This is a genomic window from Achromobacter sp. HZ01 (assembly GCF_003267925.1).
Classification (GTDB): Bacteria; Pseudomonadota; Gammaproteobacteria; order Burkholderiales; family Burkholderiaceae_B; genus Achromobacter; species Achromobacter pulmonis_A.
This window is the reverse complement of record NZ_LWKV01000001.1, coordinates 21,098-36,407: the sequence shown is the minus strand read 5'-3', so window position 1 is coordinate 36,407 and position 15,310 is coordinate 21,098. Positions and strand designations below refer to the sequence as shown.

At 67.5% G+C, this 15,310-nt stretch carries 19 protein-coding genes; 11 read left to right on the top strand and 8 right to left on the bottom strand.

Translation table 11 applies throughout. The annotated features are described in order from the left end of the window. Nucleotides 1-209: 209 nt before the first annotated feature. Nucleotides 210-419, top strand: a complete 210-nt coding sequence (locus A6B37_RS00205; RefSeq protein ID WP_102772545.1) for an endopeptidase — start codon at nt 210-212, stop codon at nt 417-419. Nucleotides 420-599: 180 nt separating this feature from the next. On the opposite strand, the gene bamC is transcribed toward A6B37_RS00205, so the two are convergent. The 4 genes from bamC to A6B37_RS00185 all read right to left on the bottom strand — a co-directional run bounded on the left by bamC (nt 600) and on the right by A6B37_RS00185 (nt 4,078). After that, nucleotides 600-1,724: an outer membrane protein assembly factor BamC gene (gene bamC, locus A6B37_RS00200; RefSeq protein ID WP_168202091.1), complete on the bottom strand. Its 1,125-nt coding sequence runs from the start codon at nt 1,722-1,724 to the stop codon at nt 600-602. 17 nt (nt 1,725-1,741) lie between these two features. Beyond that, complete coding sequence (gene dapA / locus A6B37_RS00195; protein ID WP_102772546.1) at nt 1,742-2,647, bottom strand: 4-hydroxy-tetrahydrodipicolinate synthase; 906 nt, start codon at nt 2,645-2,647, stop codon at nt 1,742-1,744. Between the two features lie 87 nt (nt 2,648-2,734). Continuing rightward, nucleotides 2,735-3,382, bottom strand: a complete 648-nt coding sequence (locus tag A6B37_RS00190; RefSeq protein ID WP_102772547.1) for a site-2 protease family protein — start codon at nt 3,380-3,382, stop codon at nt 2,735-2,737. Nucleotides 3,383-3,451: 69 nt separating this feature from the next. Continuing rightward, complete coding sequence (locus A6B37_RS00185; protein WP_102772548.1) at nt 3,452-4,078, bottom strand: L-threonylcarbamoyladenylate synthase; 627 nt, start codon at nt 4,076-4,078, stop codon at nt 3,452-3,454. A 108-nt stretch (nt 4,079-4,186) separates the two neighbouring features. Between A6B37_RS00185 and A6B37_RS00180 the strand changes: the two genes are divergently transcribed. From A6B37_RS00180 to A6B37_RS00170, 3 genes are all read left to right on the top strand, one after another. Further along, a complete protein-coding gene (locus A6B37_RS00180; protein ID WP_102772549.1) occupies nt 4,187-5,038 on the top strand; it encodes a neutral zinc metallopeptidase in 852 nt (283 codons plus the stop codon). 144 nt (nt 5,039-5,182) lie between these two features. Further along, complete coding sequence (locus A6B37_RS00175; protein WP_102772550.1) at nt 5,183-5,719, top strand: hypothetical protein; 537 nt, start codon at nt 5,183-5,185, stop codon at nt 5,717-5,719. Continuing rightward, complete coding sequence (locus tag A6B37_RS00170; RefSeq protein ID WP_111824575.1) at nt 5,716-6,480, top strand: DUF1828 domain-containing protein; 765 nt, start codon at nt 5,716-5,718, stop codon at nt 6,478-6,480. Before A6B37_RS00175 ends, A6B37_RS00170 begins: the two co-directional genes overlap by 4 nt. On the opposite strand, the gene A6B37_RS00165 is transcribed toward A6B37_RS00170, so the two are convergent. The 3 genes from A6B37_RS00165 to A6B37_RS00155 form a co-directional block, all read right to left on the bottom strand. Further along, nucleotides 6,477-6,749, bottom strand: a complete 273-nt coding sequence (locus A6B37_RS00165; protein WP_111824574.1) for a hypothetical protein — start codon at nt 6,747-6,749, stop codon at nt 6,477-6,479. The genes A6B37_RS00170 and A6B37_RS00165 overlap by 4 nt on opposite strands. A gap of 234 nt (nt 6,750-6,983) precedes the next feature. After that, complete coding sequence (locus A6B37_RS00160) at nt 6,984-7,634, bottom strand: N-acetyltransferase (RefSeq protein WP_111824573.1); 651 nt, start codon at nt 7,632-7,634, stop codon at nt 6,984-6,986. Nucleotides 7,635-7,758: 124 nt separating this feature from the next. After that, entirely contained in the window at nt 7,759-8,493 is a 735-nt protein-coding gene (locus A6B37_RS00155; protein WP_111824572.1) for a winged helix-turn-helix domain-containing protein, read from the bottom strand. Nucleotides 8,494-8,578: 85 nt separating this feature from the next. On the opposite strand from A6B37_RS00155, the gene A6B37_RS00150 reads away from it, so the two are divergent. After that, nucleotides 8,579-9,838, top strand: a complete 1,260-nt coding sequence (locus A6B37_RS00150; protein ID WP_111824571.1) for an MFS transporter — start codon at nt 8,579-8,581, stop codon at nt 9,836-9,838. On the opposite strand, the gene A6B37_RS00145 is transcribed toward A6B37_RS00150, so the two are convergent. Beyond that, a complete protein-coding gene (locus A6B37_RS00145) occupies nt 9,798-10,427 on the bottom strand; it encodes an FMN-binding negative transcriptional regulator (protein WP_111824570.1) in 630 nt (209 codons plus the stop codon). The genes A6B37_RS00150 and A6B37_RS00145 overlap by 41 nt on opposite strands. Before the next feature lie 204 nt (nt 10,428-10,631). Here A6B37_RS00145 and A6B37_RS00140 point away from each other — a divergent pair, with 204 nt between their 5' ends. From A6B37_RS00140 to A6B37_RS00120, 6 genes are all read left to right on the top strand, one after another. Then, on the top strand, nt 10,632-11,330 hold the full coding sequence (locus tag A6B37_RS00140; RefSeq protein WP_102772557.1) for a DUF3313 domain-containing protein: 699 nt from the start codon (nt 10,632-10,634) through the stop codon (nt 11,328-11,330). Between the two features lie 78 nt (nt 11,331-11,408). Beyond that, complete coding sequence (locus tag A6B37_RS25920) at nt 11,409-11,651, top strand: hypothetical protein (RefSeq protein ID WP_146747985.1); 243 nt, start codon at nt 11,409-11,411, stop codon at nt 11,649-11,651. Nucleotides 11,652-11,681: 30 nt separating this feature from the next. After that, nucleotides 11,682-12,110 (top strand): VOC family protein, encoded by a 429-nt coding sequence (locus A6B37_RS00135; RefSeq protein WP_102772558.1) that lies wholly within the window; start codon nt 11,682-11,684, stop codon nt 12,108-12,110. Continuing rightward, nucleotides 12,107-13,009, top strand: a complete 903-nt coding sequence (locus A6B37_RS00130) for a LysR family transcriptional regulator (RefSeq protein WP_111824569.1) — start codon at nt 12,107-12,109, stop codon at nt 13,007-13,009. Before A6B37_RS00135 ends, A6B37_RS00130 begins: the two co-directional genes overlap by 4 nt. Before the next feature lie 121 nt (nt 13,010-13,130). Then, entirely contained in the window at nt 13,131-14,069 is a 939-nt protein-coding gene (locus A6B37_RS00125; RefSeq protein ID WP_111824568.1) for a hydroxymethylglutaryl-CoA lyase, read from the top strand. 9 nt (nt 14,070-14,078) lie between these two features. Next, on the top strand, nt 14,079-15,257 hold the full coding sequence (locus A6B37_RS00120; RefSeq protein ID WP_111824567.1) for a CoA transferase: 1,179 nt from the start codon (nt 14,079-14,081) through the stop codon (nt 15,255-15,257). Nucleotides 15,258-15,310: the final 53 nt, after the last annotated feature.

Genomic DNA, 15,310 nt, shown 5'->3' with positions numbered 1-15,310 from the left:
AACGGGTACGTATCCGTCCTGCACAGAACGAAATCAGGTCTGTGCGCGGCGTCACATCAAGAAAGACATAACACGAAGCTGAAAGGTTTGTTGCCGTTGGGAAGCCACCTTTTTAACTTTCACACGCGATCGGCCTGCGTGTTCCTGTAGCCTGAATACTGGTTTCCCCTAACGGGGTTTCAAGAGTCGTCATCTACAGGAGTCTAAAAATGATGAGCAAAACCTTGATTATTGCGTCGGTGCTGGCTGTTGCGCTCAGCGCCTGCAACAAGAAGGAAGATGCTTCGGCGCCCGCGACCAACCCCGCTCCGGGCGCCAGCACGCCTGCCCCCACCACGCCGGCTCCGGCCCCCACCCCGGGCACCACGCCGGGCGGCGGCACGACCACGCCGGGCGGATCCACCACGCCCGCTTCCTGATTCCACTCAGCGACGAACCCCCGCTCGGAGAGGAAGCAGGCAGGCCCCGACAGTGCGAACTGTCGGGGCCTGCTTGCGTCGGCGTCCACGCGCAGGCAGGACGCAAAAAAAGAGGCCCCGTCATGACGACGGGGCCTCTTTGCTCGATCCGGGCGGCGCCCGAGCGCCGCGCCGTACCGATTACATCTTGTCCTTCAGCACGCTCAGCAGGCGCTGGGCGGTGGCGCTGTTGTCGCGCGCGCCGTTGGCGTCGAGCACCGTCACCAGGGTCTGGTCGCCGGAGCCGGCCAGGTGGATGCGGTATTGCGGCGCCTCGGCCTTCTTGTCGCCGGAGAACATGCGGCTGAAGAAGCCGGGCTGCTCGATCTTCTCGCCGGTGTCGGTGTCGACGTAGCGGACGAAATAGTCGCCGGCCGAACGGTCGCGGTCGTCCACGGCAAAGCCGCCGCCGTCCAGCGCCACGCCGACGCGGCGCCAGGCGCGGTCGAACGATTCGCTGACGACGAGCGAGGTGCCCTGCGCGCGCACGTCCTGCTGCACGGCCGGCTTCTGCGGCGAGGCCTCGGCCTGCTGCACCAGCTTGCGGGCGTTGTCGACGTCGGAGCCCAGGTACACCATCATGCGCGCCAGCATGGCGGCGTTCAGGCCCGGATCTTCCTTGCCGTTCTGCCATTGCACCTGGCCGCCGTCGACGCCGACGCGCTTTTCCAGCATCTGGCGATGGCTGACGTAGACTTCGGTATGGCCGTTGACGCGTTCGACGCGCGTGCGGAATTTCTCGCGCTCGCCGCTATCCCAGGCCGATTCCAGGATCATGCCCAGGGCCTGGCGCAGCCAGCTTTCGGGGATCTTGGCGCGGTTTTCCGCCCAGTCGGTTTCGATCAGGCCGGCGCTCGGGTTGTTGCTGGCGACGGTGAAGCCGTTTTCGGTCCAGAAGTCCACCAGGCGCGGGAACACGTCCTCGGGCGGACGGTCCACGACCAGCCAGCGCAGGTCGCCGTCGCGCTCGACGCGCATGTCGTTGCGCGCGGGCAGCACGTTGCTGGTCTTGGGTGCGCTGGCCTGGGCCTGGCCCTGCTGCTGGAATTGCGAATAGGTGGTCGAGCCCGAGGCGGGCGCGCGGTAGCGCGGATCGCTGTTGGCCTGGGTCAGATCGGGCGGAATGCTGAGGGGCTCTCCGCGCTGCGTGACTGCGCTCTTGTAATTGACGGACTCTTCATTGCCCAGGAGCTGGTTGACCTCGCTGCAGCCGGCCAACAACACCAGAGACATCAATGCCGACAAACCGGCATGACGTTTGTTCATACGTATCCTCACGATATTTAGAGCAGGCCCGCATCCTGAAGCGCTGCGCGCACCGTCGCGTGGTGCTGCGCCCCCAGTTCCACCAGCGGCAGCCGGTAGCCCAGTGCGGTGCGGCCCAGTTCGGACAGCGCCCACTTGACGGGGATGGGATTGGCTTCAACGAACAAAGCCTTGTTCAGACGCGCCAGGCGTGCATTAAGTTCACGCACCTTGGGCACATCGCCGGCCAGGGCGGCGGCACAGAGCTCGCGCATGAGCCTGGGCGCCACGTTGGCCGTGACGGAGATGTTGCCGCGCGCGCCCAGCAGGATCAGGGCGGCCGCGGTGGGGTCATCGCCGCTGAAGACCTGGAAGCCGGCCGGGGCCTCGCGCAGCAGCAGGCCGCCGCGCGCGATGTCGCCGGTGGCGTCCTTGATGCCGATGATGCCCGGCACCTCGGCCAGGCGCAGGATCGTGTCGTTGCTCATGTCGGCAACGGTACGGCCCGGCACGTTGTACAGGATGGTGGGCAGGTCCACCGCTTCCGAAACGGCGCGGAAGTGGCGGTACAGGCCTTCCTGCGAAGGCTTGTTGTAGTACGGAACCACCGACAGGCCGGCCTGCGCGCCCACGGCCTTGGCGTGGCGGCTCAGGTGGATGGCTTCGTCGGTGGAGTTGGCGCCGACCCCGGCGATGACCGGGATGCGGCCCGCCGCGTGTTCGACGGCGACGCGGATCAGCTCCGCGTGTTCTTCCATGGAGACCGTGGGCGACTCCCCGGTGGTGCCCACCACCACCAGCGCGTCGGTTCCTTCCTGGACATGCCAGTCGATCAACGACCGGTAGGCAGCGTAGTCGAGGCTGCCGTCGGGCTGCATTGGGGTGACCAGGGCCACCATGCTGCCCTGGAAATTAACGCCTGCGGCGGTTGCAGGGGATGCCATAAATGTAGGGCTCCAAGGCCCCGCGGCAGGATGCCTCAAGGCCAGAATCTGTGAAACAGCTGAGTTTAACGGATATTGGCCAAAATCTTATAGAAACCACTGAACGATTGTCGTTCCCAACGCCAGCACCGGCCGCATGAAAAGCCAGAGCACATCCGTCACCAGCAGCACGATGACGATCACCAGCCCGTAGGGTTCGATTTTCGAGTACTGCCAGGCCATGCGGTTGGGCAGCAGGCTGAACAGAATTCGTCCCCCGTCCAGCGGCAGGATCGGCAGCAGGTTCAGCGCCATCAGCACCAGGTTGACATTGACGCCGGCCACGGCCATCTCGAACCAGAACGATTCCTGCAGGCCCGAATCCAGGAACAGGCGCAGCGAGAACGCCCACAGGATCGCCATCAGCAGGTTGGCGGCCGGCCCGGCCAGCGCCACCCACAGCATGTCCTGCTTGGGTCGGCGCAGCCGGCCGAAGTCCACCGGCACCGGCTTGGCCCAGCCGAACAGCAGGCCCGGGCTGCCCATCAGCTTGGACGCCAGCAGTATCGCCACCGGCACCAGCAGCGTGCCGACGGGGTCGATGTGGCGCGCGGGATTCAGGCTGATGCGGCCGGCCTCATGGGCGGTCGGGTCGCCGAACATGCGCGCCACGAAGCCGTGCGCGGCCTCGTGCAGCGTGATGGCGAAAATGACCGGAATCGCGTAGACCGCAATGGTTTGGATGATGTCGTTCATGGCGAACCGGATTGTAGATGAGCCGCGGGCCGGCGCGCGCCGGTCCGCAAGACGGCGTTGCCGCTGCGGTCAGGCAAGACCCAGCGTCGCCGGATCGCCGCGCCCGACGCGCACCACCACCGGCTCGTCGCCGGTGAGGTCGATGACGGTGGTCGGCGATTGCGGGCAGGCGCCCGCGTCGATGATGGCCGCCAGGGAGTGTTCGTAGCGCTCGCGGATGACTTCCGCGTCGTTCAGCGCTTCGGTTTCGTCCTTGGGGATGAGGGTGGTGGAAAGCAGGGGCGCCCCGACCTGCTCCAAAAGGCCGAGCATGACGGGATGGTCCGGCACGCGGATGCCTATGGTCTTGCGCGAGGGATGCGACACGCGCCGCGGCACTTCCTTGGTGGCTTCGAGAATGAAGGTCCAGGGGCCGGGCGTGGCGGCCTTGAGCAGGCGGTACTGGCGGTTGTCCACGCGCGCGAAGTGGCCGATTTCGGCCAGGTCGCGGCACAGCAGCGTGAGGTGATGACGTTCGTCCAGGCCCCGCAGGCGGCGCAATCCGTCGGCGGCGTTCTTGTCGTCCAGGCGGGCGACGACCGCGTAGCTGGAGTCGGTGGGCACCGCCACCAGGCCGCCCTGGCTGAGCCATTGGGCCGCCTGCTTGAGCAGGCGCGGTTGGGGATTCGCAGGATGGATGGAGAAATACAGGGCCATGGGTTTATCCTAACACTCTTGAAGGTCGCCCAGTAAAGCCCAATAAAGCCCAAGGCTGAAGCGCGGCGATGCAAAACGCGGGAGCGCCGCCCCGCCCGGAGAATCAGAATGCGCCTAGACAACTCGCGCCAGAGCGACAACGTAGAAGACCGCCGCGCCAGCGGCCCGCGGATCGGAGGACGGGGCACCATCGGCATCGGCACGATCGTGCTGGCCCTGGTCGCCATGTATTTCGGCGTGGACCCCAGCGTGGTGCTGCAGATGGCCGAAGGCCCGCCCACGCAGCAGCAGGCGCCGGCCTCGGGGCCGCCGGCCAACGATCCCCAGGCGGTCTTCGTGTCCAAGGTGCTGGGCGAAACCGAAGACACCTGGGAAGCCATTTTCCAGAAGGACCTGAACCGCCAGTACGTGGCGCCCAAGCTGGTGCTGTTTCGCGGCGCCACCCCCACGGCCTGTGGCACGGGCCAGTCGGCGATGGGGCCGTTCTACTGTCCGGGCGACAGCAAGGTCTACATCGACCTGTCCTTCTTCGACGAGCTGCAGAACCGCTTCAAGGCGCCGGGCGACTTCGCCCAGGCCTACGTGATCGCGCACGAAGTCGGCCACCACGTGCAGCACCTGCTCGGCATTTCGGAACAGGTCGACAACCTGCGCCGGCGCAATCCCGCGCAGGCCAACGCGCTGTCGGTGCGCATGGAACTGCAGGCCGACTGCTTCGCGGGCCTGTGGGCCCAGCGCGCCGACGCGGCGCGCAACATTCTTGAAGGCGGCGACGTCGAAGAGGCGCTGGGCGCGGCCACCGCGATCGGCGACGACCGGCTGCAGAAGCAGAGCCAGGGCTATGTGGTGCCCGACGCATTCACGCACGGCTCGTCGGCCCAGCGGGTGCGCTGGTTCAAGCGCGGCCTGGAAAGCGGCAGCCTCAAGCAGTGCGACACCTTCTCCGCCAGTTCGCTGTAGCGCCGGCCGCGGCTGTATATCCATACAGCCCGCGCATGGTCGCTGTCGCGATCTTGTAAGATTACGCCCCCTCGCCGTGTCGCGCGCGCAGCTGCGCGCCGCACCCGGCTGGCGCGCGCATTTTCCAGACCCTAGATCCGTTCCATGGCCAAGAAGTTCGAACCGTTAATCACCGTCGATGAGGTGCAAGAGATCCTTGCCGAACCCAAGGAAACCGTAAAACCGATCGCCTGGATCGCCAAGCCCGCCGCCAACGAAATCCGCTGGATGGAATTCGCCAGCCCCTGCCGGATCAAGGGGGAAGTGCGCGAAGACGTGATTTTCCGCACGACCTACCGCGGCGCGCGCACCGCGGTGCACGGGCAGGCCACCATCTTCCTGCCCGAGGCCTTCTGCGCCAGCCTCTTCGTGGGCCCGCACCGCGTGTACGGCGTGGACACCGATGACTCCTTCCACACCAGCCTGGTGGGCGAAGGCCGGCCGCAGTTCCGCAAGCCGCTTGCCGAACGCAGCCACGAACACATCTGGGTGGACGAGGGCGAAGGCTATGCCGAACCGGTCGTGCCCGCGCTGCACACCATCGCCGCGCTGATGCAGCACTTCCTGCCGCGGGCGAACCTGACGCTGACCGGCGGTTTCGCGCATCCCCTCAAAGGCCGCCAAATCGAACTGATTCTATGAGCAATTTTCTGGAAGCCTCCGGCTGGACAGTCCTGCCGGCCGGCGAGCACGCCATCCGCGCCGTATCGCCCATGACGCTGGGCCTGGACGGACAGCATGCGGCGTTCTTCATCGCGCATCCCGACGAGTCCTCGTTCTACCTGACCGATGCCTGTGAAACCGCGATGCACGCGTCCAGCTACGGCATCGAGCTGGCGGCCAAGCGCATCGACCTGCTGAACGAAACGCCCGGCGTCAGCCTGGCGCATTTCGACGACAGCGGCGCCATCGTCGCGTCCGGCCCCAACGAGCAGCTGCAGGAAGCCTTGTGGGACGCGGTGAAGCTGGCCATGGCGCTGTCGTTCCAGTGCGCCAAATGGATGCCCAAGTTCAGCCAGCTGCGCTTTCGCGCGCAGGTGGGCCGGACGCTGGCGCAGGCGCTGGGCGCGAACCGGCTGGTCAAGGGCGCGCGCGCCAAGGGCAGCAGCGGCCATGCCGCGGATTTCGCCTTCGGGGTGCGGGCCCCGGGCAGCACGGCGCTGACGTACATCGAGCCGATCGCGCTGAAGGCCGGCAAGAAAATGGATTGGACGCAGGTCTACCAGACCCACGGCAAGATGTCTGACGTGAAGATGGCCGACGCCCGCAACTCGCGCATGGTGATTCTGGAGGACGGCGCTTCGGCCGACGAGTTCAAGAAGGCGGTGACCATCCTCGAACAATCGGCCACGGTGCACACCCTGGCCAAGACGCGCGACTGGCGCGAGGTCTTTTCCAGCTAGGACGGCGTGCCGGTCAGGCCGTCGACGATTTCGCGGCCATGCAGAATGGCCGCATGCACGGCTTCGCGCGGACTGAAGACGAAACCGCCGTCGGCGAAACACGGAACCGGATATTCGTCGCCGCCGTCGAGCACGGCGCCTGCCTGGACCACCGTCACCGACGCAATGAATACGGGGCTGTTGGGCGGCGCTTCGACCTCTGCGCCGGCGCCCCGGGACACTTTGGCCGTCAGCCGGTATCCCTTGTAGATCAAGTTGTTCTGATGCACTTCGGATCCCTCTATCTGCGATCCAGCATACTCCGGCTGTCCATGACAGTTCAGATATGTTTTGTAACTCCGGCAGAAAATTGAAATACTGTTGCGCCGCGGAACTGCCGCCCGGCCATGAAAAGGCAGCTTGCATGAGCGCCGCGTCGGACCTAGGACCAGTCCTGACGCGGGCTGCGCGCCGATGCGCGGGCGCGCTGGCGCACGCCCGGAAGCCGCGGCACGGGGATTTCCCTAAACCTGTTGCATATCCACACCAATACACGAGGCCATGCCCGTCGCGCGCATGTAATCCGGCAGCGTCCAGCCCCTGCCCAGCAGCACCATGCGCGTATGCAGGTCCTGCAGCACGGCCTCGGGCACCTGCCTGCCCAGGTAGCTCAGGCGCTTGCGCCGCAGGTCCACGTAGCCCAGTTCGTAGTCGCGCGCCAGGCGCATCCACAGCCGGTGGGCGCCGGTGGACTGGCGCGCCCCGCTCATGATGCACAGGCCGGCGTCCAGCCCCCAGCGATAGACCGCCGTGGCCAGCCCCATGCCCTGGTAGGGCTCGGCGTACTTGGAGTGCGGCGCCCGCACGTAGGGATCGGCGCGCCGGCCCACTTCGATCAGGCGGTTGAACACCGTGTAGCCGGCCACCCGGTCGCGCTGCAGGTCCACCACATACACGTAGTACTCGCCGTCGGCTTCGCGATAGCGAAGCACGATGCCAGGGATGTCGGTCTTGACCTCCGGCAAGGCATGCAGGCGATCCAAAGGACGATTCATCCGGTTGTGTATGGCATCGAGTTCGTTGTCCACCTCGCGGGGGGAATGGTTAACGTCGATGCGCAGCTCCGTCACGATGTTCATGGCATGACGAAGCGCGTGCAGCGCCAGCGTAGGCAAGGCCACCTCCTGTACAGATCAAAGTCGGGGTTGACGAAAAAAAAGCCGCATTCGCGGCTTGGAATGGTTGTGTTCAATGCGCCGCCTGAAACGGGCGGCGGAATGTGCGGCGGACCGGACGCGGCTACGCGGCGACATCGCGCGCTCCCTGCGTCCATGCGCCGCCATCGGCCTCGGGCTTGCCGAAGAAAGCGGGGAACTGGCGTTCGCCCTTTTTCGTGACGCCCAGCGCCCGGGAATCCAGGTCCTTGTCGATCCAGCCGCGCCGCAGCAGCGCGTCCAGCAGGGCCGCGCCCAGCGCGCCGCCCAGGTGCGAGCGGCGTTCGCTCCAGTCCAGGCAGGGGCAGGCGAAACGGCGGCGGCGCTGGCGCGCCTGCGCCACGTCCACGCCGATCTGCGCCAGCGCGGCCTCGCCCAGCGGCGTGAGCGCGTAGTCGCGGCCGTCGGCCTCCAGCCAGCGCCGCGCCAGCATCGCGTCGTGGATGCGCACGGCCAGCGTGCCGGCCATATGGTCATAGCAGGTGCGCGCCTCGCGCAGCGCCGAAGGCGTGTTGGGCTTGAACGGCGCGCGCTCCGCGCCGGCCACCACCAGCAGCGCTTCCAGCGCGTGGCCGACCTCGCCGCTTGCCAGGCGGAAATAGCGGTGCTTGCCCTGCACCGCCATTTCCACCAGCCCCTGCTCGCGCATGCGCTGGAAATGGCTGCTGGCGGTGGACGCGCCGATGTCGGCCAGCGCCGCCAGCTCGGTCGCCGTGCGGGCGCGGCCGTCGAGCAGCGCGCACAGCATGCGCGCGCGCGCCGGGTCGGCGATGGCGCCGGCCACCGCGGAGAGATTGATGTCGGCGAACGTGGATTCCATGATTCGCTATAGGCCAAAGTATCGTGTGCAGGCTCAAGCATACTGCGAGTTCCTTCAACAAGACAGCCGGCCTCGCCGGATACCCATGAGCAAACCCAAGGCATTCTTCGGCTGGACCGTTCTTTGCGCCACCTTCGTGCTGGCGGTCTTCGGCTGGGGCGTCGGCTTCTACGGCCCGCCCGTGTTCCTGCATGCCGTGGCGCAGCGCACCGGATGGGGCGTCGCGCTCGTGTCCGGCGCGGTGACCCTGCACTTTCTTTGCGGCACGCTGGTGGTGGCCAATCTGCCGCGCCTGTACAAGCGCCATGGCGTGCCGGCGGTGACGCTGGGCGGCGCCGTGCTGCTGGCCCTGGGCGTGGCCGGCTGGGCGGTCGCGGCGCGGCCGTGGCAGCTGTATGCGTCGGCCTTGTTCAGCGGCATGGGCTGGGTGACGCTGGGCGCCGCCGCGGTCAATGCGCTGATCGCGCCCTGGTTCGTCCGGCGCCGGCCCGCGGCGCTGGGCATGGCCTACAACGGCGCCAGCGTCGGCGGCATCGTGTTCTCTCCCTTGTGGGTCTACCTGATCGCCCATGCCGGTTTCGCGCAGGCCGCCTTGTGGGTGGGCCTGGCGATGGTGGCCATCATCGCGGTGCTGTCGCGCAAAGTGTTCGCCGTCACGCCGCAGCAGCTCGGCCAGCAGCCCGATGGCGCCGCATCGCAGGGCCAGGCGCAGGCCGCAGCCGCGCCGATCGCGCCGGTGCCCGACCTGTGGCGCGACCGCGCGTTCCTGACGCTGGCCGCGGGCATGGCGCTGGGCCTGTTCGCGCAGATCGGGCTGATCGCGCATCTGCTGTCGCTGCTGGCGCCCTTGCTGGGCGCGCAGACGGCCGGCGTGGCGATGGGCCTGGCCACGGCCGCCGCGATCGCGGGACGCACGCTGGTGGGATGGCTGATGCCCGCCGGCGCCGACCGCCGCAAGGTGGCCTGCCTGGCCTACGCCATCCAGATCTGCGGTTCGCTGATCCTGATGCTGGCCGGCCAGCACCTGTGGGCCGTGTGGCTGGGCGTGCTGCTGTTCGGCTCGGGCATCGGCAACGCCACGTCGCTGCCGCCCTTGATCGCCCAGGCCGAATTCTCGCGCGAGGACGCGCAGCGCGTGGTGCCGCTGATCGTGGCGATGGCGCAAGGCGCCTATGCATTCGCGCCTGCGCTGTTCGGCGTGCTGCGCGCGCTTTCGGCGCAGGCCGCCTATCCGCTGGTCTGGTTCCTGGCCGTGGCGGCCTGCCTGCAGGCCGCGGCCATCGCCTGCTTCGCGCTCGGGCGGCTCAGTCCGGCCGGCCGGCGCGCGCAACCAGTCCGGCCATGAGTTCCAGGCCGTCCTGCGCCAGGCCTTGCGCCACGCCCTGGCGGTCGGCCGGCGTGCGGTTCTGGCTGAGCTTCCACTTGCCTTCGGTGCGCGAAAGGCGGATCTCCACGCCGACGATGGCGCGCATCTGCGCGGCGATGAAATCTGCCGGCGCGTCGTCCACGCGCCAGGGCTGCGCGCGGCCCCGCTCCTGGCTGTCGGTGAGCGCGTCGAGCTGGGCCCGCAGCCAGGCCGGATCGTCCTGGATGACCGGCGTGCCCCAGGCATGCACGGCGACGAAATTCCAGGTCGGCACGACCTTGTGCGTCTCGGCCTTGCTGGGATACCAGAACGGCGAAACATAGGCCTGCGGGCCATGGAACACGACCATGCATTCGCGCCCCGCGGCCAGGTCGGACAGCTGCGGATTGGCACGCGCCATATGCAGGCGCAACACGCCGCAAGGCCCTTCGGAATAGAGCAGACAGGGAATGTGGTTGGCCATCAAGCCGCCCTCGCCCGCCGTGGTCAGCACGCCCAGCGGATGGGTGCGGATGAAATCGTGCTGGACGTCGAGCGACGTTTCCTTGAAGGCGGACGGCAGGTACATGGTGCGCTCAGTAGGAGGAATGGGGGAAACGGCAACATAGCACCATCGTGGCCCCACATCTAACGCCACAAAAGTGTTTTGCAATGGAGCCACGCCTGTTTTTGCGCCAAGGCAAGTAATAATTGCCCGCCCACTACGCAATAAAGACGCAGCCAAGCGTCCCTTTGCGCACCAGGCATTTGTCTATTCTGGAAAAAAAGAAACATGAATATCCGCCTTACCATTGCCGCCTGTTGCACGGCCGTCGGGCTGGCCGGCTGCACCAACCTGCCTGACGCCCAGGACTATTCCACCTCGCTGGGCGCCAGCCAGCAGCAAATGCGCGAGGATCCCGAATGGAGCGCCGGCCGGGTCTGGGTGCGTCCGGGTCCGGCGCTGAGCAGTCAGTACGACAAGAAACTCATTCTTGAGAAAGTGGAATACATCCAGGGCGACCGGCCCGACGATCTGAAGCTGAGCAGCGACCCGGCCCTGCGCGAGCGCGCGCTGGCTTATGTGAACGAAGCGCTGCGGCGCGAATTCTCGCAGGCCGGCTATCGACTGCTGGATACGCCCGCGCCGCGCGCGATGCGCGTGCGCGCGGCCATTACCGGCACCTTCAGGAACGATCGCGACCCGCGCGCCATGGAGTACATCCCCATCGGCTTTCTGATCGGCCAGGGCGTCAAGGCGGCCGGATTCCGCGACCAATCGGTGCGCCTGCTGGTCGAGGCCACGGTACGCGACGCCGGCAGCAACGAACTGCTGATCGCTTCGGTGGGAACGGTGACCGGCGCCAATCTGCCGGCCGACCACGAGCCGACCGTGGACGACATGCGCAGCGCCGTCGATGAGTGGGCGCGCCGGGTGCGCGAACAGTTCGAACGCATCCGCCAGGAAGGACTGCCCGAGGACGCCGCGTAAGCCGGCAGGCGCCGGGAACAATCGCATGCGGGATAGGGTCGAATCGATCGTATTTTTTCCTTCCCGCATCGCGATGTAATGAATATTGACGTCAACCCTCAGTTACCCATGGCCGCGGCTAATGCTACTGTTCCGCCTGTGCAAGGAGTACATGCAATGGTTCAGAAAACCAAGCCCTGGGCTTTTCCCAAACCCCATCCCGAAAACACCCCGCGCGGCGAACGCAACAAACAGGAATTCGACACCCCGGATCAACCCGCCAAAACCGCGTCCAAGCCGCGCGCCAAGAAAGAGGCCGCCGTCCGCCGGGCCCGTTCCTGACGCGCCGGCGCGCCCAGCCAAGGAGATGCCATGCGCCCCAGCATCAGCGTCATCACCCTCGGCGTCGACGATCTCGACGCCGCCCTGCGCTTCTACCGCGACGGGCTGGGCCTGCCCACGCCGGGCATCATCGGACAGGAGTTCGAGCACGGCGCGGTCGTGTTCATCGACATGCAGCCCGGCCTGCGGCTGGCGCTGTGGCCGCGCAGCAGCATCGCGCACGACACCGGCCTGCCCCGCAGCGCGGCGGCGCCGACCGATCTGACGCTGGGCCACAACGTAGGCTCGCGCGAGGAAGTCGATCGCGTCATGGCCCGGGCGCGGGCCGCCGGCGCCCATATCCTCAAATCCGCCCAGGACACTTTCTGGGGCGGCTACGCCGGCTACTTCCAGGACCCCGACGGCCACGTCTGGGAAGTCGTCTGGAATCCGGCCTGGGAAGCGCAAGCGCCCGCATGAACCCTCGCCTGGACCTGTATTCTCTGCAGGTGTTCCTGGCCGTGCTGGAAGAAGGCAGCATCGCGGCCGCCGCGGCGCGCGAGCATATCGCGCCGTCTGCCCTGTCCAAGCGCCTTTCCGAACTCGAACGCACACTCGACGTGCCGCTGTTCCAGCGCCATGCGCGCGGCGTCGCGCCCACCAGCGCCGCGCATGCGCTGGCGCGGCGCGCGCGCATGCTGCTGCACCAGACACAGGACCTGGCCGACGAAATCCGCGATTACTCGGCCGGCCTGCGCGGCCGGGTGCGGGTGGCGGCCAACCTGTCTTCCATCGCCCAGTTCCTGCCCATGGAGCTGCGCCGCTTCATGCTGCGGCATCCCCAGGTGCAGATCGACCTGGAGGAATCCATCAGCGCCGGCGTGACGCGCGCCGTCGCCGAGAACGCCGCCGACATCGGCGTCTACACACAGTCCGACGACGAAAGCGGCCTGGACATCTACCCCTACCACCGCGACGTCATGGCGCTGGTGGCGCCCGCCGGGCACCCGCTGGCGCGGCACGAGCGGGTCGCGTTCGCCGACACGCTGGATTACGACCACGTCGGCATGCACCGCGGCAGCGCGGCCAACTACCTGTTCACGCGCGAGGCCGCCGCCATCAACCGCAGGCTGCGGCTGCGCTTCCAGGTCACGTCCTACGACGCGCTGGTGTCCATGGTGCGCGCCGAACTCGGCATCGGCATCGTGCCCGTCAAGGCGCTGTCCGCATACGCCTGCGACGAACTGCGCATGATTACGCTGACCGACGCCTGGGCGCGGCGCCAGCTGAAGCTGTGCGTGCGCAGCAATGAATCGCTGTCCGGCGCCGCCCGCCTGCTGCTCGACCACCTGATCGCCGAAGCCGCGGCGCGGCGGTAGCGCCCCGGCCCGAGCCATCGCGTTGCGCGATGGCCCGCTGAATATTCGCGAATTGTCCGGCGCCCGCCCATCCCTGAATATGGGCGGCAATCAGTGGAACGGATACCAGGAGACAAACGCCGTGAGCCTTCCAGACCGGGTTGAAATCGTCGAAGTCGGCATGCGCGACGGGCTGCAGATCGAGCCCGAATTCGTGCCCACCGAAACCAAGGCGGAGATACTGAACGCGCTGATCGACGCGGGCGTCAGGCACTTCGAGGCGACCTCCTTCGTCTCGCCGCGCGCGGTCCCGCAACTGCGCGACGCCCGCGAACTGCTGGCGCAGGTCCGCAAGCGCCCGGGCGTGGTGCTGGGCGCGCTGGCGCCCAATCTCAAGGGCGTGCAGAACGCGCTGCAATCGCAGGCCGACGAGATCGTCGTGTTCCTGTCGGCCACCGAAAGCCACAACACCAAGAACCTGAACCGCCCCATCGCGCAGTCGCTGCGCGACATCGAGGAGATCGCCGAAGCCCTGCAGGACCGGCCGATCCGCCGCAAGGGCGCCATCGCCGTGGCCTTCGGCTGTCCGTTCGAAGGCGACGTGGACCTGGCGCGCGTCAAGAGCATCTTCGGCCACTTCGCGCGGCTGGGCTTCGATGCGGTCACCCTGGGCGACACCACCGGCATGGCCACGCCCCGGCTGGTGCGCCGCACGGTCGAGGCGTTGCGCGACGCGCATCCCGACGTGGCGATCTCGCTGCACTTCCACAACACGCGCGGCATCGGCCTGGTGAACGTGGCCGAAGGGCTGCGCGCGGGCGTGACGTCGTATGAGTCCTCGCTGGGCGGCCTGGGCGGCTGCCCGTTCGCGCCCGGCGCCACGGGCAACATCTGCACCGAAGACCTGGTCTACCTGCTCGACGAAATGGGCGTGGACAGCGGCATCGACCTGCGCGCGCTGATCGAGGTGGCGCGGCGGCTGGAACGGGTGGTCGGGCGGCAACTGCCCGGGCAGCTCATGAAGGCCGGTCCGCGGCTGCATCTGCACGACTACGGCGCCGCGGCCGGCGCCATCGGTTGAGGAGCCCGCATGCCGCTGACCGGAATCCGCGTCCTGGACCTGACGCGCATCATCTCGGGTCCCTACTGCACCTCCATCCTGGCCGACATGGGAGCCGAAGTCATCAAGATCGAATCGCCCGGCGAAGGCGATCCGGTGCGCGCCCAGGGCGTGATCCGCGATGGCCTGAGCTGGTACTTCGCCAACTACAACCGCAACAAGAAATCGGTCACCCTCGACCTGTACACCGAGGAAGGCAAGAGCATCCTGCGCCGGCTGATCCCGAGCTGCGACGTGCTGGTCGAAAACTACCGCCCCGGCATCATGGAGAAAATGGGCTTCGGCGGCGCCGCCCTGCAGGCGCTGCGTCCCGATCTCATCCATTGCAGCATCAACGGCTTCGGCACGTCCGGCCCCTACCGCGACCGCCCCGCCTTCGACTTCATCGCCCAGGCGATGAGCGGCTTCATGAGCCTGAACGGCGGCGAAAACGATCCGCCCATGCGCGCCGGCCCGCCGGTCAGCGACCTGGTCGCGGGCATGAACGGCGCGCTGGGCGTGCTGGCCGCGCTGCTGCGCCGCGAGCGCACCGGCCGCGGCGACGCCATCAGCGTCAGCCTGATGTCCAGCATGATCGGCCTGCTCAGCTTCCAGGCGGCCAACTACTTCGCCAGCGGCGAACTGCCGCCGCGCACCGGCAACGACCATGGCATCGTCGCGCCCTACGGCCTGTTCGAGACCGCCGACGGCCAGGTCGCGATCGCGCCGTCCAACGACGCCATGTACGAGAAGTTCCTGGACGCGCTGGAGCTGCGGTCGCTGCGCTCGCACCCCGAGTTCCGGACCAACGCCGACCGCATGCGGAACCGCGCCTCCATCAAGGCCGCGATCGAGGCCCGCACCCGCCAGCAAAGCAGCCGCTACTGGATAGAACGCCTCAACCAGTACGGCGTGCCCTGCGGGCAGGTGCTGAACCTGCGCGAAGTCTTCGACGATCCGCAGGTCGCCGACCAGGAAATGGCCATCGACGTCCCGCACCCGGACGGCCAGCAGGTGCGCATGCTGGGCTTTCCGATCAAGTTCGCGCAGGCGCCGTGCCGGGCGCGCAGTCCCGCGCCGCCATTGGGCGCGGACACCGACGAGGTGCTGCGCGGGCTGGGCCTGCCCGAATCCCGGATTCAGGAGTTGCGCGCCGCCGGCGCCATCTAGCGACGTCCGGCGATCACGACCGGACGCGTCCCACCAAGAGGTAATGGAGACTA